Below are 22,461 nucleotides of genomic sequence, written 5' to 3' on the forward strand. Positions count from 1 at the left end.
TAAGTCGTCGGTGTCCACCTGCTCATGAACCCCAACTATCACGCTGGATTCATACAGTGAATCCCATCAACCGATTTGTGCAACAAAGCCGCTCGGCTGCCTTATGGCCAATTGAAACAGAGTCGAGTTCACCAGAGCAGATTACGAGTGTCTTCATTTTTAGATCCATGTTTTAGAACCGGGTAGGCTGCGACCGGTGTTCACATCCCGTGAACTGTGCGTTTTTAGCACAACTGTAGCCGGGGTAAAACCACATAGCGGTTCCACCCCGGCGCCAAGTTTCTTAACCCGCTAGTGACGGCAGGTACAAAACAATACTCGGAAATGCCACCAGCAGGGCGATGGTTACACCATCTGCAATGAAGAAGGGCATCACACCACGGAACACATCCTGAACCGTAAGGTCATCACGCACCCCAGCCACCACAAAGCAGTTCAGGCCAATCGGTGGTGTAATCAGACAGAACTCAGCCATTTTCACCACCAAGATACCAAACCAAATCGCGCACATGGTACCACTCATGCCAAAGGCACTGTCGGCTGCAGCAACGCTTTCACCGCCATTCAGTGCCATCACTGCCGGGTAGACCACAGGTAGGGTCAATAGAAGCATGCCAATGGCATCCATGAACATACCCAGCACCGCATAGGCCAGCAGGATGCAGACCAGGATCAGCATCGGCGACATCTCTAGCGAGGTAATCCAGTCGGAGAACGCGCCCGGCAGATCAGCGAAACCAAGGAAACGCACATAAATCAACACGCCCCAGATGATGGTGAAGATCATCACAGTCAGTTTGGCTGTTTCCAGCAGCGCGGATTTTAACTGCTCCCACTTCATGCCGTTATAGATGGCCATGCAGAACACCACAAAGGCCCCCAGAGCGCCGCCCTCAGTCGGTGTCCCCCAAGCCTCGTCTCCGAAAGGGTTGTAGACAAAGCAGATGATGATCACGACAACAAAGATAATCGGCAAGGCGGCTGGCAGGGCTTCAAAACGCTGGCGCCAAGTGAACCCAGTCACCGGCGGGCCGACGTTCTTGAAGAACACCGCAATGCCAACAATCAACGTCACATAGACAATTGCACTGAAAGCACCGGGAATGAACCCCGCTAGCAACAGCTTGCCCACGTCCTGCTCTACGATGATCGCGTAGATTACCAGAATGGCCGACGGAGGGATCAAGGATGCCAGTGTTCCCGCAGCGGCAACGACCCCGGCCGCGAACTGCTTGTTATAACCAATCGCCAGCATTTCCGGGATGGCAATGCGAGCAAAAACAGCCGACGTCGCAACCGAAGCGCCAGACACAGCCGCAAAACCAGCAGTGGCAAAAACGGTTGATACGGCCAGCCCCCCTGGCAACCAGGCGATCCAACGTTTGGCAGCCTCAAACAGCGCCTTGGTCAGACCGGCGTAATAGGCCAAGTACCCAATCAAGATGAAGGTCGGAATTAGGCTGAGCGCCTGAGACGAGACCTTTGAGTGAGGCACCTGCCCCGCGACTTTGATAGAAACAGTCAACGCCTTGGTGAATTTGTCTGGCGCATAGCCGAACTTTGCCCAGAAAATCCAAATTAGACCGATCAGGCCAGCCGATGCGGCAGCAAAGGCAACCCGCATTCCAGCCACCACCATAACCAGCATAAAGCCAGTGACCCAAAGGCCAATATCAATAGGTTCCATGATCTTGCCCTTTAGTCTTTTTGCGCGCCGTTACCGGCTTCGCTTAGTTGTTCTGCTTCTGCAGCGGCTTGGGCTGCTGCACTTTGGATAAGCGGCACGGCAACTGGGTGTTTCAGCCCTAAAATCATGGCCCTTCCATAGCCCCAGGCTTGCAACACCAGTCGTAGGCACAGCACAGAAAACGCCACAGGTACCAGCAATTTGGCAGGCCAGATTGGCAGGCTGATATCGATCGAGCTATCGCGGCTCCACAAAGGGGCGGCAAAGTCAAAGGAGCGGTCAAAGTGTGACCAGCTTCCATAAACCAGCGCCATCATCAGTAGCAAAATAATGAGTACAGAAATCAGCTCGAACAGCCACAAAGCCCGCCCTCGCAAGGACCCGATCAAGATATCCATACGGATATGGCCGCCATCGCGTTGCACATAGGAAATCCCCATAAATGCAATCAGTGGCATCACCTGTTCAATCCAATCGACGTAGCCGGGCAGAGGCGCGTTCACGGTGTTACGCCCGCCAACCGAAACAACAGCCAACACCATCAGTGAAAATACCGCCAATCCGCTGACCAGCGCCAATAGCTGCTCCAATCGAAGCAACTGGCCGTCTAGTCGGCTGAGCAGACTTCCGTCTTCCAAAACCGCAGCACTACTCGCCATGGATCTGATCCTTGTTATTGTCTTTAAAAGTCAAAGGGCCGGGCAATGATGCCCGGCCCTGATCAGGTTTGATCAGCTTACTTGCGCTGATCAGCCAAGGTGTCCATCACCAGGTCATACAGCTCTTGAGCCGGAATGCCCTGAGCCGTCATATCAGCAATCCAGGCCTCACGGATCGGATCGGCAGCAACTTTGCGGAACTCAGCCAATTCAGATTCGGAAATCTCAACCTTGGTCACGCCCTTTTCAACCAGCACATCGTCCCACTTGGACAGCAGAGCGCCGTAGTTTGCCAGATAGTGATCAATTGCCTCACCAACCGAGCTGTCCAGCGCTTCACGCTCGCTGTCGCTTAGCATGTCATAGGCATCGGTATTCACAACAACTGGGCAGTTCACAGTGCCTGGGTTCAGGTTGGCAGTCCACCACTCAGCGCGGTTGATGGTGCCAAAGGCGAGGTGCGCGTGCTGAGCAAAGGCAACAGTGTCAACAACACCGGATTCCATTGCATTATAGGCTTCGGTTGCAGTTACCGAAGTTGGCACAGCACCAACAGACGAGAATGCTTTGCCGATACCGCCAGTCGCGCGAACACGCATGTCTTTGAACTCAGCCAGCTCATCACGAGGCTCGCCGGTGCCAACGATGTTGTACTGTGGCATAGGCGAAGTCATCAGCAGCTTGGCATTCCAGCGCGCCAGATCCGCCTGAACAGCAGGGTGCGCATAAACAGCGTGGCTGACGGCAACTTCCTCGGCCAGTGTATTCACACCCAGGAATGGCAGTTCAAGAACAGTAATGGTCGGGTTTTTGTCGCGGTGATAACCAGCACAGAACTGCGCCATTTCAAACGCACCGATGGAAATGCCATCCAGGTTCTCTTTGTTCTTCGACAAACCGCCATAAGAAATGTTCAGTGTAAATTCGCCGTTGGTCTTTTCACTGACTAGCTCTGCCAGTCGCTCGACGTGCTCGGTGAACGCGCGGCGCTTACCCCAAACAGAAACGTTCCATTCGGTCGCTGCTGCTTCCGAAACAATGGCAAAACCCGCTGTGGCCATAAGGGCCGTTTTCAGCATCTTAGTCATAATTCTTCTCCCTATTTGCACCCTTGAAACGAGGCACTTAGCGGGCAAACTAGCGATAAGATCTACGCCTGCCAAGCCCTGCTTGACCATAACATAGCCTTGACAATATACGTCCGGATGAAAATCGGTTTGCTGGCATACAAACAAAGCGTTGTTCTTGCCCATTTCTTTCACCCACAACCCAAACCCGCCCCGACACCTAATTGAACGGATGGCAATATTGGTCTGGCAAAACGTGACCCACACAGGCATTCACAAGACTCGTAAACAAAAAAACACAAGTTACTCAACGCCATACAACCATTACATCCATCTAAATTTACAGATTTTTAAAATTCTCGGAAAACCATTTACAAGCAAGTTGATATTTTCCCGTAGCTTATTCACATATTTTCAACCTGCTCTATGATCGTCGCCGAGGAAGAAAAACGGTTTGACAGACCCACCCTTAGGCTGAGGTGTGACAAGCTAAGAACATTTTGAGGGAGGGACCCAAGATGACCACGCATAACGAAAACCCCGTCTATCCGCCGACGGCTGAAACCATTGCCCGTGCGCACGTGGATGCCGCGAAATACGATCAGATGTATGCCGCGTCTGTCGCTGATCCAAATGCATTCTGGGCCGAGCAAGGCAAGCGCGTCGATTGGATCAAACCCTTTACTCAGGTAAAGGACGTCAATTACAATTTCGGCGAGGTTTCGATCAATTGGTACGCCGACGGCTCATTGAACGTCAGCGCCAACTGCATTGACCGCCACCTTCAAACCCGTGGCGATCAGGCCGCCATCATTTTTGAGCCGGACAACCCCGAGGAAGCTGCCCAGCACATTAGCTACTCCCAACTTCATGGCTCGGTTTGCCGGATGGCCAATGTTCTGGCCTCTATGGGGGTCAGCAAAGGTGATCGCGTGATCATCTACATGCCAATGATTCCCGAGGCGGCCTATGCCATGCTGGCGTGTGCCCGCATCGGCGCCATCCATTCTATCGTTTTTGCCGGTTTCAGCCCCGATGCGCTGGCCGCCCGTGTCAACGGCTGTGAAGCCAAAGTTGTCATCACTGCCGACCACGCCCCACGTGGTGGCCGCCAGACACCGCTGAAATCCAATGCCGATGCGGCGCTGTTGCATTGCAAGGAAGACGTGAAATGTTTGGTAGTCAAACGCACCGGTGGTCAGACCACTTGGATTGACGGCCGCGATTTCGACTACAACGCCTTGGCAGCCGAAGCCTCAGACAGCTTTGAACCGGCAGAAATGAATGCCGAAGACCCACTGTTCATTCTCTACACCTCTGGCTCGACCGGTCAGCCCAAAGGCGTTGTGCACACCACTGGTGGCTACCTAGTCTATGCGGCGATGACGCACGAGATCACCTTTGATTACCACGATGGCGACATCTACTGGTGCACGGCTGATGTAGGTTGGGTCACAGGTCACAGCTATATCGTCTATGGCCCGCTGGCCAATGGTGCCACCACACTGATGTTCGAAGGTGTACCTACCTATCCCGACGCCAGCCGGTTCTGGCAAGTTTGCGAAAAGCACAAGGTCAATCAATTCTATACCGCCCCGACTGCGCTGCGGGCGCTGATGGGCCAAGGCAACGAGTGGGTCGAAAAATGTGACCTGTCCAGCCTGCGCACTCTGGGAACCGTGGGCGAGCCCATCAACCCCGAGGCCTGGAGCTGGTATAACGACGTTGTTGGCGGCGGTCGCTGCCCGATCGTTGACACCTGGTGGCAGACCGAAACTGGCGGCCATCTGATGACGCCCCTACCGGGTGCTCACGCGATGAAGCCCGGATCTGCAATGAAACCTTTCTTTGGCATCGAACCGGTTGTTCTGGATCCCACCTCAGGTGTCGAGATCGAAGGCAATGATGTCGAGGGCGTATTGTGCATCAAAGACAGCTGGCCCGGTCAGATGCGCACCGTGTGGGGCGATCACGAGCGGTTCCAGAAGACCTATTTCGCTGACTACAAAGGCTACTACTTCACCGGTGATGGCTGTAAACGCGATGCAGATGGCGACTACTGGATCACTGGCCGTGTTGATGACGTGATCAATGTATCCGGTCACCGTATGGGAACTGCCGAAGTCGAAAGTGCGCTGGTCGCCCATGTTGCCGTCGCCGAAGCTGCGGTGGTTGGTTATCCGCATGACATCAAGGGACAGGGCATCTATTGCTACGTCACCCTGATGAACAATGCCGAACCCAGTGACGAGCTGCTGAAAGAACTGCGCACTTGGGTCCGTACCGAAATTGGCCCAATCGCCAGCCCTGATGTAATCCAGTGGGCCCCTGGCCTGCCCAAAACCCGCTCTGGCAAAATCATGCGCCGTATCCTGCGTAAAATCGCCGAAAATGATTTTGGAAGCCTCGGCGACACCTCGACACTGGCCGATCCTTCGGTTGTAGATGACCTGATCGCCAATCGGGCAGGAAGCTAGGAGGATGGGCATGGATATGGGAACAACGATCAGCCCAGCGGTCTTGATACTGCTGGGCCCACCCGGGGCCGGCAAGGGCACGCAGGCTCGAATGCTGGAAGAACGGTTCGGCCTTGTCCAACTTTCAACTGGTGACCTGCTGCGCGCCGCGGTCGCCGCCGGAACCAAAGCTGGTAAGGCCGCGAAGGCCGTAATGGAAGCGGGTGAACTGGTCAGCGATCAAATCGTCATCGACATTCTCAGGGATCGCCTATCTGCCGCGGATTGCGCCAACGGGGTCATTTTGGATGGTTTCCCGCGAACCACGGTACAGGCGCAAGCACTGGACGACTTACTTGCCGAATCCAGACAGCAGATAAACACAGCTATCAGCCTTGATGTCGACGACGCTGCGATGGTCAAACGCATTTCAGGCCGTTTCACCTGTGGCGGTTGTGGTGAAGGTTTTCACGACAGTTTCAAGCCCCCAGTCAAGGATGGTGTCTGCGACAAATGTGGCTCTACCGATATGAAGCGCCGCGCGGATGACAATGCCGAGACAGTAGGCGCTCGGCTTGAAGCCTATCACGCGCAAACTGCGCCACTGATTGCCTACTACGGCGACAAGGGCGTATTGAAATCGATAGATGCAATGGGCGAAATCGATACCATCGCCGCTAATATGGCAACTTTGGTTGATCAAGCGACGAGCTAAACACGTGAGGCCCCAGTATTTCTGGGGCCCACAAAGCATTCTGCGCATTCTTGTGGACAAAACCTCGACCTCGTGTCAGTTCGACGGCTGAGATCACCAGAGGGCGCGACACATGTCCGAACAAAGTTTTATTCCCGGACCAGAAACGTCTCGTGCCTTTCGCAAAGCACTAGGATGTTTTGGTACAGGGGTGACAATTGTCACCACGATGACCAGCCGGGGGCCTTTGGCAATTACTGCCAATAGCTTTACATCGGTTTCGATCGACCCTGCATTGCTGCTGTGGTGCCCGGCAAAAAGCTCACTTCGCCATGATGCCTTTGTCAATGCAGACGCGTTTTCAGTACATGTTGTTGCCGAGAACCAGCTGGAACTTGCCCGACATTTCGCCCTTAAAGGCGAAGAATTTGACACCGTAGATTGGCAACTCACCGCTACAGGCAGCCCAAGCCTACCCGGCTGCATCGCCCGCTTTGATTGCCAACACTTCGCCCGCCATCCCGGTGGTGACCACTCAATCGTCATTGGCGCAGTTCAGGAAGTTACCACCCGTCCTGGCAAAGGTTTGATCTTTAAGCACGGCCTTTACGGCGGATTTCTGGAACAGCCCTAAAAGCTATCCAAATTTCTATCGGCATCGCCGTGGCTCCAGATGCGATAACCCAACTTCCACCAGCCGTTTTTCACGAAGCCGTCGAATTTCTCGAACACGGCAGGTGCTACATTTTTGGACCTTCTGGTTTCTTCCTTCCTCGGATAAAACCGTGTCGTTGCTCAATAGCCGCGACAAAAGGCGATCCATAACTGGGCTGGTCGTAAACGGTTCACCACAGGATATGCAGTACGCGTGTGCGGTCTGGTGCAGCGATCTCTGCCCATCAGAAATTGGTGACGGCATCATCCTGGGCTCAAGGCGCAGCGCGTCTTCCGGGCATATCGACTTGCACATACCACATTGAATACAGTTGCTTTCTACAAATAACAGCTCGCTCGTGTGGTCACTAACAGACAGCGCATCTGTGGGGCACAACCATACACAATTTTCACACATGCTACAGGCCGAAGCATTCAACTGCACCGCTCCGTATGGCGCATCCGACGGCAATGGGATTGGTTCACTGTCATCTGGCAACAATACGCAAGCACAGGCCCGCGCTGTGCCCTGCCGACTCGAACTAATGGCAGGTGGTGGCGTTCGCCAACGGCCAGGGGTTTTCGGCGCCATAGCCAAAGCTTTGCAAAGATCCTTGGCAGAGGAATAGAGTACCAAGCGTTCATTAGCCCCCATCGCCTGCGCCAACTCAATTTCCTGAGCCTGTGTCGCAGCTGTGTTAGGGGTGGTTACTCTCTGAATCACCACATGGTCAAATCCCATCGACAAAGCAAGAAGCAGGTCCACATGCCCAAAACGGTCTAACGAACAGACATCCACCGCCTGCGCCCAAACATTTCCCAAGCGCTCTTTTGCTTTGCAAACCTCTCGATATCCCGCTCGGTCATGTATAATAAGAAACTGCGCTTTCCTTGCCCGCAATCGCCACTGTAGTGCACGTTTGCAAAGCCCTAGAATTGGGAATTCAGCGTCAACAGCTGCCATGTGGCTTGCCCCAGATAAGCCACTCCTCTGACGGGTTTCACAACGCGAATGAAGACACCCACCTACCGCTTCATCACTGCGGCATAAACATAGACAAGTTCTGGGCCAACTGGACATCCTAACCCCCTCCATGCGTGTCTGGTTCGTTGAACATTAATCAAACAAACCAGTTACACCTTTACGGGAATTAGTTCTCAATAGTTTCAATTCAAGGCTGTTCGCATCACGTAAACCTGCATTGATTTTCAAAAAAAACCCATGACCATTACAGCCATGGGCGATTCATGTATTTTGCATTCAACTTTCAGGGTCGGCTGTTCTTACTTCAGCGCGGCATCCGTAATCACATGTGTCCAGGCACCTTCGGGCATCTTGGTAATTACAGGATCGGAACCACCACCCAGCAAAGTAGAAACAGTGCGTTCGAAATCAGCTGGATCCAAAGTACCATTGCTACCGGCGGTTAGCTTGGCAATTTCCGCCATCATCCGCTGCTGATGTGCCTCGGTCTGTGCGCCTGATGCGTCATTGTCCAGTACAATTTCTGCAGCTTCACCCGGATTGGCTTCAGCGTATTTCCATCCCTTCATGGACGCACGAACAAAGCGAACCATCTTGGCCTGGAATGCAGGATCTTCAAGGTTGGCTTCCAGTGCGTAAATACCATCTTCCAGCGTAGCAACGCCCTGATCTTCGTACTTGAAGGTCACCAGTTCGTCCTCGGAGACGCCCGCATCCAAAACCTGACCATATTCATTATAGGTCATGGTCGAAATACAATCAGCCTGACGCTGCAGCAGTGGGTCAACGTTAAAGCCCTGCTTTAGAACAGTCACGCCATCGTCACCGCCATCGGTGCTGATACCCTCTTTGCTCATCCAACTCAGGAACGGGTATTCATTGCCATAGAACCACACGCCGATGGTCTTGCCCTTGAAATCAGCCGGGCTGGTGATGCCGGTGTCTTTCCAGCAGGTCAGCATCAGGCCCGAGGTTTTGAATGGCTGGGCGATGTTAACCACTGGCAGGCCCTTTTCACGCGCCGCTAGGGCCGAAGGCATCCAGTTCAGCATCACGTCTGCACCGCCGCCAGCCAAGACCTGTGGTGGGGCGATGTCCGGACCACCTGGCAGGATGGTCACGTCCAGATCTTCTTCGCTATAAAACCCCTTGTCGAGCGCCACGTAATAGCCAGCGAATTGTGCCTGTGTCACCCATTGCAACTGAAGGCGAACCTCGTCGGCGGCCTGAGCGGTGCCAGCAGCACCCAGTGCTACAGCAGCAGCTGTCAAAATGTGTTTCATTGGTATTCTCTCCCTGTGGTTATGGTCAAAGCTTGCAAGAATTTGACCATCCGTTCAAAGTTTTTCTTATCCCCTCAGCAAAGCGCCTAGTGCCCTGCCCGAGTTTTAAGCACCTACGGCCATAAAACGACCCCGGAGCGCTCAACCGGTTCTACAACGCCCCTCCTCCAAGGCGCTGCAGTATCTCAATTTTCAACGACGTTGTGACGGGTGCCAGAAGGTCAATGATTTCTCAATCAGCGCAACAGCGCCGTAGAACATCGACCCAGCCAGCGCCGCCACCACAATTTCAGCCCAGACCATATCCAACGCCAATTGCCCAACACTGGTGGAAATCCGAAACCCCATGCCAACAGTAGGTGAGCCAAAGAATTCGGCCACAATGGCACCAACCAAGGCGAGTGTGGTCGAGATCTTCAAACCGTTGAAGATAAACGGCAGCGCCGCAGGAAGACGCAGTTTGAAAAAGCTCTGCCAATAGCTGGCAGCATAGGTCTGCATCAGATCTCGCTGCATGGCACTGGTTTCCCGCAGGCCAGCAACCGTGTTCACCAGAACCGGAAAGAACACCATCACAACCACAACAGCCGCCTTTGAATGCCAATCAAAGCCAAACCACATTACCAAGATTGGCGCAGTGCCAACAATTGGCAGGGCAGCGACAAAATTGCCCACGGGAAGCAAGCCTCGGCGTAGAAAGTCACTGCGGTCCATCACGATCGCCATCAGGAACGCAGCAGAGCAACCAATCACATAGCCACTTAGCGCACCTTTGACGAAGGTCTGCAGAAAGTCCTCCCACAGTTTGGACAGATTGGCGCCAAAGGCTGCACCGATATCGGTTGGCGCTGGCAGGATTACGAGCGGAACGTCAAGCCCGCGCACCAGCAATTGCCAAACCAGTAGCAGTGTCAGGCCAAAAATAGTGGGGACCAACAGCTGCACTTCACGAGTTGAGGATCTTGATCCATTGGCTAGGCGGCTGTTTAACCACCAACCACCGCACCAGACGAGAACAGCAAGGATAACCATAATCATGCACCCATCCCCATCCGTCTTAGAACCATCCGCTCGATCAGCCCCAGCAGAGCCACCAAACAGGCTGCCAGGATTGCAGCAGCAAACAGCGCCGACCAAATCTGCACGGTTTGACCGTAATAGCTGCCGCCCAAAAGACGCGCCCCTAATCCGGCCACCGCTCCCGTTGGCAATTCACCCACGATGGCACCCACCAACGATGCAGCGATACCAATCTTCAGCGAGGCAAACAGGTAGGGCATAGACGCTGGCAGTCGCAACTTCCAGAAACCCTGATTGGTGCTGGCATTATAGGTCCGCAACAGGTCCAGCTGCATCCCATCCGGACTGCGCAGACCTTTTACCATACCAACCACAACAGGAAAAAAGCTGAGATAGGCCGAGATCACCGCCTTGGGGATAATCCCCTGCACCCCAATTGAATACAGCACCACGATGATCATCGGCGCCAGCGCGATGATTGGAATGGTCTGACTGACAATGGCCCAGGGCATCACCGACATTTCCATAACTTTGGAATGCACGATGCCAACCGCTAGCAGAATGCCCAAACCGGTGCCAATGGCAAACCCTAGCAAGGTAGCACTCAATGTCACCCAGCCATGATAAAACAGGCTGCGTTTAGACATCATCTTACCCTTCAGAACCATAGCGCCGGTGGTCTTCCACAGCTCTTGCGCCACCTGATGAGGGGCCGGCAAACGTGGTCGGTCCTGCGCCCATGTGGCAGGAACAGCAAAGCTGTTGCCCAGTACTAGTCCGATCTCCCCCAAATCACGGCGCTCCTTTGCACCGACTGGGGTGACTTCAGCACCAGCGCGTTCGGCTTCAGTCAGGACACCTTTGATATTCATTGGCAAACAGGCCGCATACCAGAAAGCGATAATAACAGACAAAACGGTAAGGACGGCTATCAAGGTTTTCATGAATGCCACTCCATCCTAAGCTCACGAATACCCGTTGCCTCGCGCCCCTCAAGCGAAACTAAAGTGCTCGGCTTCCCTTCATCCAATTCACCCACGGGTTTAAAACCTTCGCGCAGGTAAAACTGCTGGGCACGCTTGTTAGGCACATGAGTGTTCAGCGACAGGAAATCCCGACCAGCCTTGGCCTGATCCAGCAGTTTCTTGCCAATTCCAGCACCCGTCTCTGCACAATAAAAGCCCCAGATATGTGCCTTTTCCACGTCCAGCGACAGGTAGCCTTGGACCGGATCACCAGCCACCCAGATCTCGCGTTGTGACAAACCATTTCTCAGCGAATTCCCGATCTCTTCAGCTGGCAGGTCCCGCTTCATCCATTCGGTATCATCAATCCAACTGTTCACGATACTTGCCATGCCCGGCACATCACGCGGTTCCGCCCGACGCACCTCAGTCATCTGAATGCCCCGCACGCAGACCTTCGCGTACCCGATGGGCCACTTCGATAAACTCAGGACTGTCGCGGATATCCAACGGCCGCTCACTTGGCAGCGGGCTTTCGATGACGTCGGTAATCCGTCCGGGTCGCGGGCTCATCACCACAATCTTGGTCGACAGATACACCGCCTCTGGGATCGAGTGGGTAACAAAGCCAATAGTCTTGTTAGTACGCGCCCAGAGCTTGAGTAGCTGTTCGTTCAGGTGATCGCGCACAATTTCATCAAGCGCGCCAAAGGGTTCATCCATCAGCAAAATGTCGGCGTCAAAGGCCAGCGCCCGCGCAATGCTAGCGCGCTGCTGCATCCCACCTGACAACTGCCAAGGGTACTTCCCACCAAAACCTGACAATTCAACAAGTTCTAACACTTCGTTAACGCGCTTTTCTTGCTCTGCCTTGGAATAGCCCATGATCTCAAGCGGCAGCTTGATGTTACGCGCAATGTTACGCCAAGGATACAGACCCGAAGCCTGAAACACATAGCCATATGCGCGCTGTCGACGGGCCTCGTCCGGGGTCATGCCATTGACGGTGATTTCACCACCTGTGGGCTGTTCTAGCGCAGCCATAACCCGCAGGAACGTGGTCTTGCCGCAGCCCGATGGTCCGATAAAGCTGACAAAGTCACCCTTGTTGATGGTCAGGTTCACATCTTTCAGCGCCTGCACCGAGCCGTCACTTGTTGGAAACACCAGATCCAAATTGCGGGCTTCGACGACGGCCTTGGTAACATCAGCCTGGGTGGTCGTTTCAATATTCATTCTATTGCCTTGATAACACAGGGTACTGGACCGCCTATAACGGCGGTCCTCCGCTGATTAAACGCCGGTTGCCGGAATACCCGACCGCTCCACTGGTCGTGGCGCGGTCAGCTCTTTCCAAGAGCTCAACGCCTTGTTGACCGTGGTATTTGCCTCGCGCGATACAAACTTGCCGTGTCCTTCTTGGCAGCGGATCTCACCATCATGAACCGCCACATGGCCACGTGTCAGGGTAAAGCGTGGCAGGCCTTTGACCTCATGCCCCTCAAACACATTATAGTCGATTGCACTTTGCTGGGTAGAGGCCTGAATAGTCTTGCTTTTCTCAGGATCCCAGACCACCAGATCAGCATCCGCCCCAACCAGAACCGCGCCCTTCTTGGGATAGCAATTCAGGATCTTGGCGATGTTGGTCGAGGTCACGGCGACAAACTCATTAGGCGTCAGACGACCCGTAGCCACGCCATGTGTCCACAGCATCGGCATCCGATCTTCCAGCCCGCCAGTACCATTGGGGATTTGTGTAAAGTCGCCAATGCCATTTCGTTTCTGCTCGGTGGTAAAGGCACAGTGATCGGTTGCCACCACCGACAACGACCCAGATTGCAGACCTGCCCACAGGCTATCCTGATGCTGCTTGTTCCGGAATGGCGGTGACATCACGCGACGTGCCGCATGGTCCCAATCTGGATTGAAATACTCGCTCTCATCCAGCGTCAGGTGCTGGATCAGTGGCTCACCCCAAACCCGCTTGCCCTGCATCCGGGCACGACGAATGGCCTCATGGCTGTCCTCGCACGATGTGTGAACCACATAGAGCGGTACACCAGCCATATCGGCAATCATGATCGCCCGATTGGTGGCCTCACCTTCCACCTGCGGTGGACGGGAATAGGCATGGGCCTCAGGACCATTATTACCGGCTGCCAATAGCTTAGCAGACAGTTCTGCCACCACATCGCCGTTCTCGGCGTGTACCATGGCAATGCCACCAAGCTCGGCCAAACGTTGGAATGACGAATACAACTCATCATCATTCACCATCAATGCGCCTTTGTAGGCCATGAAATGCTTGAAGGTGTTGATGCCACGTTCCTGAATGACGGTTTTAATGTCGTCAAACACCTGCTCGCCCCACCAGGTCACCGCCATGTGGAAGGAATAGTCACAGTTGGCGCGGGTCGATTTATTGTCCCAGCGTTTCAGCGCATCCAACAGGCTCTCGCCCGGGCTAGGCAGGGCAAAGTCCACCACCATAGTGGTTCCGCCAGCCAGACCAGCCCGCGTGCCGCTTTCAAAATCATCCGAGCTGTAGGTGCCCATGAACGGCATCTCAAGGTGCGTATGCGGGTCAATCCCCCCCGGCATCACATAACAGCCGGTGGCATCCAACTCCTCGTCACCTTTCAGATTGGGTCCGATCTGGGCAATCACCCCGTTCTCAATCAGGACATCCGCCTTGTAGGTGAGGTCAGCCGTGACGATAGTGCCGTTCTTGATGACTTTAGTCATAGGTTCGTTCCTCAACTTACTATTTCCCTTTGAATTTTCCTTGTCGGATTTGATGTTCCCGGCCGGCTTGAAATCCGAAAGTGCCCCCAACCAGTGACACAAGAACCAGCCAAGGTGTCCACAACATCACACTCGCATTAGACTCAACTGCATAGCGAATAAGAGTTTTGGGCAGCACATAGTTCGCGAAAGGCAAAACTCCCAGCCCAACAATCAATGCAAGAATTACAGCAGCTAGTAATCCATAGTAAAACAATGTCCGCCCCAGAATGGACGATACAGCATACAACATGATTGCGACTACAACCACTATTCCAAGATGCTCCCATGCAACAAAGAAAGGCAGCACAAACGCAATACCTGCCGCACACCACGACAAATAGTATTTCACAGTTTGTTTAGCCCCCTCATGAGCAGCCATCGCGAAGTTCACTCCACTATTTCCGCCGTCTCTACCACCGCGTGGAACAACACATTCGCCCCGGCAGCCGCCCAATCCGGGCTGATCTCTTCGGCTTCGTTATGGCTCAGCCCGTCAACACAAGGGCACATCACCATCGCAGTTGGCGCTACCCGATTGATCCAACAGGCATCATGCCCGGCGCCAGATATCAGGTCGATATGCGAATATCCCAACCGATCCGCGGCATTGCGCACCGCTGTGACACAGCCCTCGTCAAAGGCCACCGGGTCAAATCCGCCAACTTTCTCGAACTCGACGCTTACGCCCATTGCATCGGCAATATCCTGAGCCTGCTCACGGAAGTTCAACTCCATATCCTCGATCACCTCCAGCTCGGGACTACGGAAATCGACGGTAAAGACAACTCTTCCCGGGATCACATTGCGTGAGTTGGGGTAAACATCTATGTGACCAGCAGCGCCCACAGCATGAGGTGCATTTCGCCAGGCGATCTCATCCACCGCTTCCAGCATCCGCGCCATTGCTAGGCCAGCATTGCGTCGCATTGGCATCGGAGTCGATCCAGTATGGGCATCCTTACCGGTCACTGTCACTTGGGTCCAGCTGAGGCCTTGGCCGTGAGTGACAACGCCAATGTCCTTTTCATCTGCTTCCAGAATAGGCCCTTGCTCGATGTGCAACTCAAAGAATGCATGCATTTTGCGCGCGCCGACCTCTTCTTCTCCACGCCAGCCAATGCGGCTCAGTTCATCGCCAAACTTCTTGCCTTCGGCATCTTCGCGATCATAGGCCCAATCCTGCGTGTGAATACCCGCAAACACCCCCGACGACAGCATCGCCGGCGCATATCGCGTGCCTTCTTCGTTGGTGAAATTAGTCACCACAATGGGGTGTTTTGTCTTTATATTCATATCATTAAGCGATCGAAGAATCTCTAGACCGCCCAGAACGCCCAAAACACCGTCATATTTTCCACCCGTCGGCTGGGTATCCAGATGAGACCCAACATAGACCGGCAGAGCGTCCGGATCACTGCCTTCTCGGCGGGCAAACATATTGCCCATCTGATCCAGCCCCATGGTACAACCTGCGGCTTCACACCAGCTTTGGAACAGGGCCCGCCCCTCGCCGTCTTCATCTGTCAGTGTCTGGCGATTGTTGCCGCCAGCCACACCGGGGCCGATTTTGGCCATCTCCATCAGGCTGTCCCACAGCCGCTCGCTGTTGATTGTTAGATTTTGACCAAGCGCAGCCATGGTTGTGATCCTTCCCCGTCTGTCCGCCTTAGGGCGATATTCATTTGATGGTCCCGAAGCCTGTTACGACTATGATTTGACCAACTGGTAAAACTCACGCTATCACGGGTCAGGCACCAGTCAAGAAATTGCAGAGCAACAAGCTCAAAAACCACGAAAAATATGGGAAAATGTTGAAATATCAGGCATCAACAGGCCACACCCCAAGTCAGGATCAAAGACACGTCGATGAGTAAAGCGCCAAGCCCGACCCGAATTCAGAAAAAGAATCGCGCTGCCATCCTTGAGGCCGCGCTCGAGATGTTCTCGACCCATGGTTTTCGCGGCACCACGGTAGACCAGATCGCCACCCAAGCGGGTCTCAGCAAACCCAACCTGCTGTATTATTTCCCCTCGAAAGAGGCAATTTTCGCCGAGCTGATGGAAGCGCTGCTAGACACTTGGCTGGATCCGCTGCGCGCTCTTGACCCAGATGGTGAGCCGCTGGACGAGATCCTGGCTTATGTGCAGCGCAAGCTACAGATGAGCCGTGATTTTCCCCGCGAAAGCCGCCTCTACGCCAACGAAATTGTCCAGGGCGCGCCGCGCTTGGGTGACACAATCGCCACTGATCTAAAGGCCCTAGTCGAAGAAAAATCCGCCCTACTGGAAAACTGGATGACAGCAGGCCGCATCAACCGCACCCACCCAAAGCACCTGCTATTTTCAATCTGGTCTCTGACCCAGCATTATGCCGATTTCGACGTTCAGGTCCGTACCCTTATGGGCGACGAAGACCCCTATGACGCAGCCCCCGACTATCTTGAAACGCTCTACCGGCGAATGCTGACACCGCGCACCTGATCCAGAATGCAACAAGGGCGGCCCAATTGAGCCGCCCTTGCTTCTTTTTGCCTAAAATACTCGCGCCGCAGGCAGACGCCCTATTACTCGGCTGCTGTTGCCGACGGATTGTTAGGGTGCGTGGTCCAATTGGCATAATCTTCCGACACCACTTCGCCAGTACGCTCGTCCAATTGACCGGGCATCACCTGTTCCATGGTGATACAGTTTTCAACCGGACAGACATTCACACAGAGATTACAGGCAACACATTCGTCATTCTTGACCGTGAACACACGGTCTTCTGACATCTCAATCGCCTGATGCGAAGTATCTTCACAGGCAGCAAAGCAACGACCACAGCTTATGCAGTCATCCTGATTGATTACCGCTTTGGCGACATAGTTCAGGTTCAAATACTGCCAATCGGTAACGTTCGGCACCGCCTGGCCTATGAAATCCGCGATCGAAGCATGTCCTTTTTCATCCATCCACTGGGACAGCCCAGAGATCATCTCTTCGACAACTTTGAACCCATAGGTCATCGCGGCAGTGCAAACCTGCACGTTGCCAGCACCCAACGAAATGAACTCAGCCGCATCACGCCAAGTGGTGACTCCACCGATGGCAGAAATGGGGAGACCATGGGTTTCAGGATCACGGGCGATTTCAGCCACCATGTTCATGGCAATAGGTTTCACTGCCGGACCACAATACCCACCGTGCGTCCCCTTGTCGCCAATGGTCGGATTGGGCGCCATGATATCCAGATCTACTGAAACAATCGAGTTGATCGTGTTGATCAGGCTGACTGCATCGGCACCACCGTTTTTGGCGGCACGCGCAGGCTGGCGAATATCGGTAATATTAGGCGTCAGCTTCACAATCACCGGCTTAGAATAGTACTTTTTGCACCACTCCGTAACCATCTGAATATATTCAGGAACCTGACCTACAGCCGACCCCATTCCGCGCTCAGCCATGCCATGGGGGCAGCCAAAGTTCAGCTCGATTCCATCCGCTCCTGTGGCTTCAACTTTTGGCAGGATATCTTTCCAAGCCTGCTCTTCACAGGGCACCATCAAGGATACAATAATCGCGTGATCCGGGTAGTCCTTTTTGACCCGCGTGATCTCTTCCAGGTTCACCTCAAGCGGGCGATCGGTGATCAGCTCGATATTGTTCAATCCCAACAGGCGACGGTCAGCCCCCCAGATCGCGCCATACCGCGGGCCATTGACGTTGACTACAGGCGGACCGGCCTCACCAAGGGTTTTCCAAACCACACCACCCCATCCGGCCTCAAAGGCGCGGCGTACGTTGTATTCTTTGTCCGTCGGCGGCGCCGAAGCCAGCCAAAACGGGTTCGGGGATTTGATCCCTAAAAATTCTGTTGTCAGATCAGCCATCTGTCTGCTCCTTGAATTGCTAGCTTGGGGCCGATGCGACGGCCCCACTACTGGCTTAGCCCACCAGGCTCGCATGAATGTCGATTGCTGCGTCTCGGCCTTCGGCCACAGCTGTCACGGTCAGGTCTTCGCCACCCGAAGCACAGTCGCCACCAGCCCAAACACCGGCAACCGAAGTCCGGCCTGCATCATCAACCTTGATCTTGCGACCTTCCAGCGTCAGCCCCTCTGGCTGACCTTCGAGGGTTTGACCAATGGCCTTGAACACTTGTTCCGCCGCCAGTCTAACGGTTTCGCCCGTCCCCGACACCTTGCCATCATCAACCTCGGTATACTCCAGCTCAATTTCGCTGGCTGCCCCATCACCGTGAACCGCAACAGGCATCACGTTGAACATCAGCTTGACCCCTTTCGAGGTCGCCAAATCCTGCTCAAAACGGCTAGCGCCCATGGCATCTTGCCCACGACGGTATGCAATGGTGACGTTCTCCGCCCCCAGAAGCTTGGACTGCACCGCAGCGTCAACGGCAGTCATACCACCACCAATCACTACAACATTGCGTCCAACGGCCATCTTAGACAGATCATCTGCCTGCCGTAGCTCGGCAATGAAATCCACCGCATCAATCGAGCCATCCTTGTCCTCACCGGGGGCCCTCAGGGCATTAACCCCGGCCAAACCAATTGACAGGAATACCGCGTCATAATCGGCTTTCAGGCTGTCCAGCGTCAGACCTTTGCCCAACCCTTGACCATGGGATACGCTAATTCCACCGATCTGCATCAGCCATTCGACTTCTCGTGCGGCAAAGTTATCAGTGCTTTTGTAACTGGCGATGCCAAATTCATTCAAACCACCAGACTTACTCTTGCGCTCGTGAATGACCACATCATTCCCCAGCATAGCCAAGCGATGCGCTGCCGACAGCCCTGCGGGACCAGCGCCAACAACCGCCACTCGCTTGCCAGTACTGGCGGCCCGACTAAAGGGATGCCCTTCCTTGGCCATCAGCGTGTCAGTTGCATAGCGCTGAAGGCGGCCAATCTCGACCGGCTTACCTTCAGCGGTCTCACGCACACAGACTTCTTCACACAGGGTCTCAGTCGGGCACACCCTGGCACACATTCCACCCAGAATATTCTGTTTCAGAATACTGCGTGCTGCGGCCTCCGGATTACCCGTTTGGATTTCCCGAATAAACTGTGGAATATCGATGCTGGTTGGACATGCTGTCATGCAAGGCGCGTCATAGCAGAAGTAGCAACGATCCGCTGCCACAGCTGCCTCATGCGCATCATACGCAGGATGCAAGTCACCGAAATTATCGGCAATCTCCTGGCTGGGCAATCGCCCAGCTTGGATACCGGATGCCTGATGGCTACTCGCCATTGGGTGTCTCCCTGAGATGTGTTCTTGTTACATCCAGAGTGCCACATTTCATTTTTTTATCAACTGGTAAAATTTTGAAAAGTCTATTTTCTTGGAGTCCACTCAAAAGCATCCGTCATAAGACTTTGTATTTATGACACTAAACTTCAAATCGACCTTTCCCAAAAATCGGTAGCAACTAGCTTTCGGTCTGCGACGTGGCAACTCCTGGGAAGATTGTGGATCTATTACCTTACCCAACAGGCCGTCAAAACGGTCTCTGCTTTGCCCTCAGTGCAGCCAAAATGTGCAGCATGAAGGTCGAAATCCGCTCCTGACTTGGCATCAAAATGGGGTGACGCATTCAGCAACAGTGGATGAAGAATCCACCATCCGGCCTCATGGCACAATGCGCCTATCAAGTTGCGGCAAGTGAACGGTTCGCAGTCGGACAGCCCGCCAAATCAACATTGCGTCGACGGTCCTGAGGCACCTGAACTTGTAGGAAAAATGGTGGGTCGTGAGAGGCTCGAACTCCCGACATCTTCGGTGTAAACGAAGCGCTCTACCAACTGAGCTAACGACCCGTGAGGCCGGGTATTACCCTCAGACCTCGCCCTCTGCAAGGGGGGGAATAGCATTTTTTTCCGCTACGTCTGTGTTTTCCGAAGTTGCTGTGCTCTGTCGGAATTTGCAGACAATAATCCGGCCATTGCTACGCTCAACACTGCGGTTGATACGCAACTTACCCAGAGGCTGCATATTCAACTCACGGCCTCCTCCGATGGTTTCCCCCAGCACGGCCAGCATCGCTTCAACAACAGGCTTTGCGTCCTTCTTTTTGATCCCGGACCGCTCAACAACCAGATCAATAAGTTCTTTCTTACGCATTGGTAGCTCTGCTGACACTTCGTTAGGCACAACAACAACGGGTTCCGGAGCCTTAGCGGCCTTTGCGGGCGCCACCTTTGAGGCGGATGCCGCTTTAGCTGCGGCTTTCGTCTTTACCTTAGGTTTGATAGACGTCGCCGCCTTTCGAGTTGTCGTTTTGGCAGCGGATGTTTTGCCTGTACTGCTGCGCTTTGTGGTGCTCGTTGCCATGGTTTACCCCGTGGTTTGCATGTGTTTTCTAAAACTACGACTGATGACTCTAAGTTTCCAGTTCCACGCTCAAAACAGCCCAATAACGGCCGCGTTAAGACTTATTAACGCTACAATGTTGCCAAAATACGTACATATGTGCACCTAGACATAAAATGAGGTAACATTACATGTCCGTCGCCGATGTCAGTTACGGCATCGGCTTACTCTAGCGGCAAGGTATTACGCTGGATCATTGTACGAAGCGTGAAACTAGAACGCGTCGACCGAATACCCGGCACGCGCATTAAACGGCGCTCCAAGAAATCATCAAAACTGACCAGATCACGAGAGATCACTCGAAGTAAAATATCCCGGCTTCCAGTCATCAAATGGCATTCCATCACCTCATCGAACTGACGCACGGCCCGCTCAAAGGCACCGATTGCATCGCTAGCCTGCCGCTCCAATTCCACTGTCACAAAGATCGTCACAGGAAATCCAATCTTGGCCTGATCAACCTGCGCAGAATACCCTGTGATCACCCCCGCCTCTTCCAACATTGCGACCCGGCGGGCGCAGGGCGTTGGCGATAGTCCAACCTTCTCGCTTAGGCTAGCCATTTTCTGTCGCGCATTGAGCTGAAGCTCTTTGACGATCTTTTTGTCGATAGGATCCATGGGTATTTCCTAATTTTCGGAGCATAATTAGAGGAAACCTTCAAACTTTGGGAAAAGCCCGGCTGATTTTGGCGAATACCAGCGCGCACCCTAGTTTATCAAGTGGCAATGGAGGAGAAATTAGAATGATCATCACACCGGTGCCCACCAGCAGCCACGAAGAAATTTATCACGTCGAGGACTCCGCGACCGGATTGCTTGGATATATTGCGGTGCACTCCACCCGGCTAGGGCCAGCTGCAGGTGGCCTACGAATGCGCCCCTATGACACCCAGCAAGAGGCCCTGACTGACGTTAAGCGGTTAAGCCAGGGCATGACGTACAAAAACGCTGCAGCCGACCTGCCTCTGGGCGGAGGCAAAGCCGTCATTATCGGCGATCCAGTGCAAGACAAGACACCTGAATTACTGCACGCTTTTGGTCGGGCCATCGACACTTTGCAGGGCCGTTACTACACCGCCGAGGACATGGGCATGACCCCCGCTGATATGGCGCATCTGGCCGAAGCAACGCCCTATGTTGCAGGGCTGTCCGATGGTGAATTTGCCAGCGGCGACCCGTCCCCCATCACGGCACGCGGTATATTCAACGCAATACGCACGGCGCAAAAACACCACACTGGCAGCGCAGAGCTGGACGGCGTAACCGTGGCGGTCCAAGGACTGGGTAATGTAGGATGGCATTTGTGCGACCTACTCACTACGGCAGGAGCAAGCCTAGTCGTCACCGACACTGACGCCGCGCGAATTTCCAAAGCAAAGGCCGTATTCGGCGCTGAAGCTGTTGAACCTAATCAGATATATTCAGTACAAGCTGACATCTTTGCCCCATGCGCAATTGGCGGAATCCTGAATGCCGAAACGATACCCCAACTCAAAGTTGCCATTGTTGCTGGTGGGGCCAACAATCAACTTGCCTCTCCTCAGGACGGTCTCGCGTTGCACGCCCGCGGCATTCTATACGCACCTGACTTTGTCGCCAACGGCGGTGGTATCATCAACGTCGCGACAGAGATCCTGAAAGTGTCTGACCGGCCCGCGTTTGTTTCAGAAAAACTGGTCGCTCTGGATCAGACCATGCAGGCGATCCTCACCCAAGCTCAAGCTGAGGACACCTGCCCCGATGCCGTAGCCGTGGCAACGGTGCAATCCAAAATGGCAAGCTGCGCTGCCTAAATCAAAAAATAGGCGGCCCAACTAGGCC

At 54.0% G+C, this 22,461-nt stretch carries 21 protein-coding genes and 1 tRNA gene; 5 read left to right on the top strand and 17 right to left on the bottom strand.

From position 1 onward, the window contains the following. Positions 1 to 283 precede the first annotated feature (283 nt). The 3 genes from DL239_RS00005 to DL239_RS00015 all read right to left on the bottom strand — a co-directional run bounded on the left by DL239_RS00005 (position 284) and on the right by DL239_RS00015 (position 3,434). Positions 284 to 1,687 (bottom strand): TRAP transporter large permease, encoded by a 1,404-nt coding sequence (locus tag DL239_RS00005; protein ID WP_167680971.1) that lies wholly within the window; start codon positions 1,685 to 1,687, stop codon positions 284 to 286. Between the two features lie 11 nt (positions 1,688 to 1,698). Then, on the bottom strand, positions 1,699 to 2,346 hold the full coding sequence (locus DL239_RS00010; RefSeq protein WP_167680974.1) for a TRAP transporter small permease subunit: 648 nt from the start codon (positions 2,344 to 2,346) through the stop codon (positions 1,699 to 1,701). 77 nt (positions 2,347 to 2,423) lie between these two features. Continuing rightward, a complete protein-coding gene (locus tag DL239_RS00015) occupies positions 2,424 to 3,434 on the bottom strand; it encodes a C4-dicarboxylate TRAP transporter substrate-binding protein (RefSeq protein ID WP_167680976.1) in 1,011 nt (336 codons plus the stop codon). A 497-nt stretch (positions 3,435 to 3,931) separates the two neighbouring features. Between DL239_RS00015 and acs the strand changes: the two genes are divergently transcribed. From acs to DL239_RS00030, 3 genes are all read left to right on the top strand, one after another. Continuing rightward, positions 3,932 to 5,890, top strand: a complete 1,959-nt coding sequence (gene acs / locus DL239_RS00020) for an acetate--CoA ligase (protein ID WP_167680978.1) — start codon at positions 3,932 to 3,934, stop codon at positions 5,888 to 5,890. 10 nt (positions 5,891 to 5,900) lie between these two features. After that, positions 5,901 to 6,584, top strand: a complete 684-nt coding sequence (locus DL239_RS00025; protein WP_167680980.1) for an adenylate kinase — start codon at positions 5,901 to 5,903, stop codon at positions 6,582 to 6,584. 112 nt (positions 6,585 to 6,696) lie between these two features. Beyond that, complete coding sequence (locus DL239_RS00030; protein WP_167680982.1) at positions 6,697 to 7,197, top strand: flavin reductase family protein; 501 nt, start codon at positions 6,697 to 6,699, stop codon at positions 7,195 to 7,197. A gap of 15 nt (positions 7,198 to 7,212) precedes the next feature. Here the strand turns inward: DL239_RS00030 and DL239_RS21875 are convergent, their stop codons facing one another. The 9 genes from DL239_RS21875 to DL239_RS00075 all read right to left on the bottom strand — a co-directional run bounded on the left by DL239_RS21875 (position 7,213) and on the right by DL239_RS00075 (position 15,898). After that, positions 7,213 to 8,313, bottom strand: a complete 1,101-nt coding sequence (locus DL239_RS21875) for a 4Fe-4S binding protein (RefSeq protein ID WP_369410513.1) — start codon at positions 8,311 to 8,313, stop codon at positions 7,213 to 7,215. A gap of 188 nt (positions 8,314 to 8,501) precedes the next feature. Continuing rightward, the gene (locus DL239_RS00040) at positions 8,502 to 9,485 is read right to left on the bottom strand and encodes an ABC transporter substrate-binding protein (protein ID WP_167680986.1); all 984 of its coding nucleotides are present in this window, start codon (positions 9,483 to 9,485) and stop codon (positions 8,502 to 8,504) included. 192 nt (positions 9,486 to 9,677) lie between these two features. Continuing rightward, a complete protein-coding gene (locus tag DL239_RS00045) occupies positions 9,678 to 10,523 on the bottom strand; it encodes an ABC transporter permease (RefSeq protein ID WP_167680988.1) in 846 nt (281 codons plus the stop codon). Next, entirely contained in the window at positions 10,520 to 11,449 is a 930-nt protein-coding gene (locus DL239_RS00050) for an ABC transporter permease (protein WP_167680990.1), read from the bottom strand. Before DL239_RS00050 ends, DL239_RS00045 begins: the two co-directional genes overlap by 4 nt. After that, complete coding sequence (locus tag DL239_RS00055; RefSeq protein WP_206188290.1) at positions 11,446 to 11,904, bottom strand: GNAT family N-acetyltransferase; 459 nt, start codon at positions 11,902 to 11,904, stop codon at positions 11,446 to 11,448. Before DL239_RS00055 ends, DL239_RS00050 begins: the two co-directional genes overlap by 4 nt. Continuing rightward, entirely contained in the window at positions 11,897 to 12,706 is an 810-nt protein-coding gene (locus tag DL239_RS00060) for an ABC transporter ATP-binding protein (protein WP_167680992.1), read from the bottom strand. The genes DL239_RS00055 and DL239_RS00060 overlap by 8 nt, the downstream gene beginning before the upstream one ends. Before the next feature lie 57 nt (positions 12,707 to 12,763). Then, on the bottom strand, positions 12,764 to 14,218 hold the full coding sequence (gene hydA, locus DL239_RS00065) for a dihydropyrimidinase (RefSeq protein ID WP_167680994.1): 1,455 nt from the start codon (positions 14,216 to 14,218) through the stop codon (positions 12,764 to 12,766). A 19-nt stretch (positions 14,219 to 14,237) separates the two neighbouring features. Next, positions 14,238 to 14,639 carry a hypothetical protein gene (locus tag DL239_RS00070; protein WP_167680996.1) on the bottom strand — a complete coding sequence of 134 codons (402 nt, stop codon included), beginning with the start codon at positions 14,637 to 14,639 and terminating at the stop codon, positions 14,238 to 14,240. Positions 14,640 to 14,647: 8 nt separating this feature from the next. Beyond that, complete coding sequence (locus tag DL239_RS00075; protein ID WP_167680998.1) at positions 14,648 to 15,898, bottom strand: Zn-dependent hydrolase; 1,251 nt, start codon at positions 15,896 to 15,898, stop codon at positions 14,648 to 14,650. A gap of 228 nt (positions 15,899 to 16,126) precedes the next feature. Between DL239_RS00075 and DL239_RS00080 the strand changes: the two genes are divergently transcribed. Continuing rightward, positions 16,127 to 16,741 carry a TetR family transcriptional regulator C-terminal domain-containing protein gene (locus tag DL239_RS00080; RefSeq protein WP_167681000.1) on the top strand — a complete coding sequence of 205 codons (615 nt, stop codon included), beginning with the start codon at positions 16,127 to 16,129 and terminating at the stop codon, positions 16,739 to 16,741. Positions 16,742 to 16,824: 83 nt separating this feature from the next. Here the strand turns inward: DL239_RS00080 and preA are convergent, their stop codons facing one another. The 5 genes from preA to DL239_RS00105 form a co-directional block, all read right to left on the bottom strand. Beyond that, positions 16,825 to 18,129 (bottom strand): NAD-dependent dihydropyrimidine dehydrogenase subunit PreA, encoded by a 1,305-nt coding sequence (gene preA, locus DL239_RS00085; RefSeq protein WP_167681002.1) that lies wholly within the window; start codon positions 18,127 to 18,129, stop codon positions 16,825 to 16,827. Positions 18,130 to 18,184: 55 nt separating this feature from the next. Continuing rightward, positions 18,185 to 19,519 carry an NAD(P)-dependent oxidoreductase gene (locus DL239_RS00090; protein ID WP_167681004.1) on the bottom strand — a complete coding sequence of 445 codons (1,335 nt, stop codon included), beginning with the start codon at positions 19,517 to 19,519 and terminating at the stop codon, positions 18,185 to 18,187. Between the two features lie 490 nt (positions 19,520 to 20,009). Continuing rightward, positions 20,010 to 20,085, bottom strand: a tRNA-Val gene (locus DL239_RS00095). Between the two features lie 19 nt (positions 20,086 to 20,104). After that, a complete protein-coding gene (locus DL239_RS21580; RefSeq protein ID WP_240931633.1) occupies positions 20,105 to 20,599 on the bottom strand; it encodes an HU family DNA-binding protein in 495 nt (164 codons plus the stop codon). A 203-nt stretch (positions 20,600 to 20,802) separates the two neighbouring features. Next, positions 20,803 to 21,258 (bottom strand): Lrp/AsnC family transcriptional regulator, encoded by a 456-nt coding sequence (locus DL239_RS00105; RefSeq protein ID WP_167681006.1) that lies wholly within the window; start codon positions 21,256 to 21,258, stop codon positions 20,803 to 20,805. Positions 21,259 to 21,383: 125 nt separating this feature from the next. On the opposite strand from DL239_RS00105, the gene DL239_RS00110 reads away from it, so the two are divergent. Further along, positions 21,384 to 22,433, top strand: a complete 1,050-nt coding sequence (locus tag DL239_RS00110) for a Glu/Leu/Phe/Val family dehydrogenase (protein ID WP_206188291.1) — start codon at positions 21,384 to 21,386, stop codon at positions 22,431 to 22,433. Positions 22,434 to 22,461: the final 28 nt, after the last annotated feature.

Source organism: Parasedimentitalea denitrificans (genome assembly GCF_011813015.1).
GTDB classification, from domain to species: Bacteria; Pseudomonadota; Alphaproteobacteria; order Rhodobacterales; family Rhodobacteraceae; genus Parasedimentitalea; species Parasedimentitalea denitrificans.

Excerpts from the sequence above, each read along its gene's own strand:
- acs (WP_167680978.1), top strand. The coding sequence starts at position 3,932 with ATGACCACGCATAACGAAAACCCCGTCTATCCGCCGACGGCTGAAACC.
- DL239_RS00060 (WP_167680992.1), bottom strand. The coding sequence starts at position 12,706 with ATGAATATTGAAACGACCACCCAGGCTGATGTTACCAAGGCCGTCGTC.
- DL239_RS00015 (WP_167680976.1), bottom strand. The coding sequence starts at position 3,434 with ATGACTAAGATGCTGAAAACGGCCCTTATGGCCACAGCGGGTTTTGCC.
- DL239_RS00010 (WP_167680974.1), bottom strand. The coding sequence starts at position 2,346 with ATGGCGAGTAGTGCTGCGGTTTTGGAAGACGGAAGTCTGCTCAGCCGA.
- hydA (WP_167680994.1), bottom strand. The coding sequence starts at position 14,218 with ATGACTAAAGTCATCAAGAACGGCACTATCGTCACGGCTGACCTCACC.
- DL239_RS00055 (WP_206188290.1), bottom strand. The coding sequence starts at position 11,904 with ATGACTGAGGTGCGTCGGGCGGAACCGCGTGATGTGCCGGGCATGGCA.
- DL239_RS00080 (WP_167681000.1), top strand. The coding sequence starts at position 16,127 with ATGAGTAAAGCGCCAAGCCCGACCCGAATTCAGAAAAAGAATCGCGCT.
- DL239_RS00075 (WP_167680998.1), bottom strand. The coding sequence starts at position 15,898 with ATGGCTGCGCTTGGTCAAAATCTAACAATCAACAGCGAGCGGCTGTGG.
- DL239_RS00025 (WP_167680980.1), top strand. The coding sequence starts at position 5,901 with ATGGATATGGGAACAACGATCAGCCCAGCGGTCTTGATACTGCTGGGC.
- DL239_RS00030 (WP_167680982.1), top strand. The coding sequence starts at position 6,697 with ATGTCCGAACAAAGTTTTATTCCCGGACCAGAAACGTCTCGTGCCTTT.
- DL239_RS21875 (WP_369410513.1), bottom strand. The coding sequence starts at position 8,313 with ATGGAGGGGGTTAGGATGTCCAGTTGGCCCAGAACTTGTCTATGTTTA.
- preA (WP_167681002.1), bottom strand. The coding sequence starts at position 18,129 with ATGGCTGATCTGACAACAGAATTTTTAGGGATCAAATCCCCGAACCCG.
- DL239_RS00045 (WP_167680988.1), bottom strand. The coding sequence starts at position 10,523 with ATGATTATGGTTATCCTTGCTGTTCTCGTCTGGTGCGGTGGTTGGTGG.
- DL239_RS00040 (WP_167680986.1), bottom strand. The coding sequence starts at position 9,485 with ATGAAACACATTTTGACAGCTGCTGCTGTAGCACTGGGTGCTGCTGGC.
- DL239_RS00090 (WP_167681004.1), bottom strand. The coding sequence starts at position 19,519 with ATGGCGAGTAGCCATCAGGCATCCGGTATCCAAGCTGGGCGATTGCCC.
- DL239_RS00005 (WP_167680971.1), bottom strand. The coding sequence starts at position 1,687 with ATGGAACCTATTGATATTGGCCTTTGGGTCACTGGCTTTATGCTGGTT.
- DL239_RS00105 (WP_167681006.1), bottom strand. The coding sequence starts at position 21,258 with ATGGATCCTATCGACAAAAAGATCGTCAAAGAGCTTCAGCTCAATGCG.
- DL239_RS00070 (WP_167680996.1), bottom strand. The coding sequence starts at position 14,639 with ATGGCTGCTCATGAGGGGGCTAAACAAACTGTGAAATACTATTTGTCG.
- DL239_RS21580 (WP_240931633.1), bottom strand. The coding sequence starts at position 20,599 with ATGGCAACGAGCACCACAAAGCGCAGCAGTACAGGCAAAACATCCGCT.
- DL239_RS00050 (WP_167680990.1), bottom strand. The coding sequence starts at position 11,449 with ATGAAAACCTTGATAGCCGTCCTTACCGTTTTGTCTGTTATTATCGCT.
- DL239_RS00110 (WP_206188291.1), top strand. The coding sequence starts at position 21,384 with ATGATCATCACACCGGTGCCCACCAGCAGCCACGAAGAAATTTATCAC.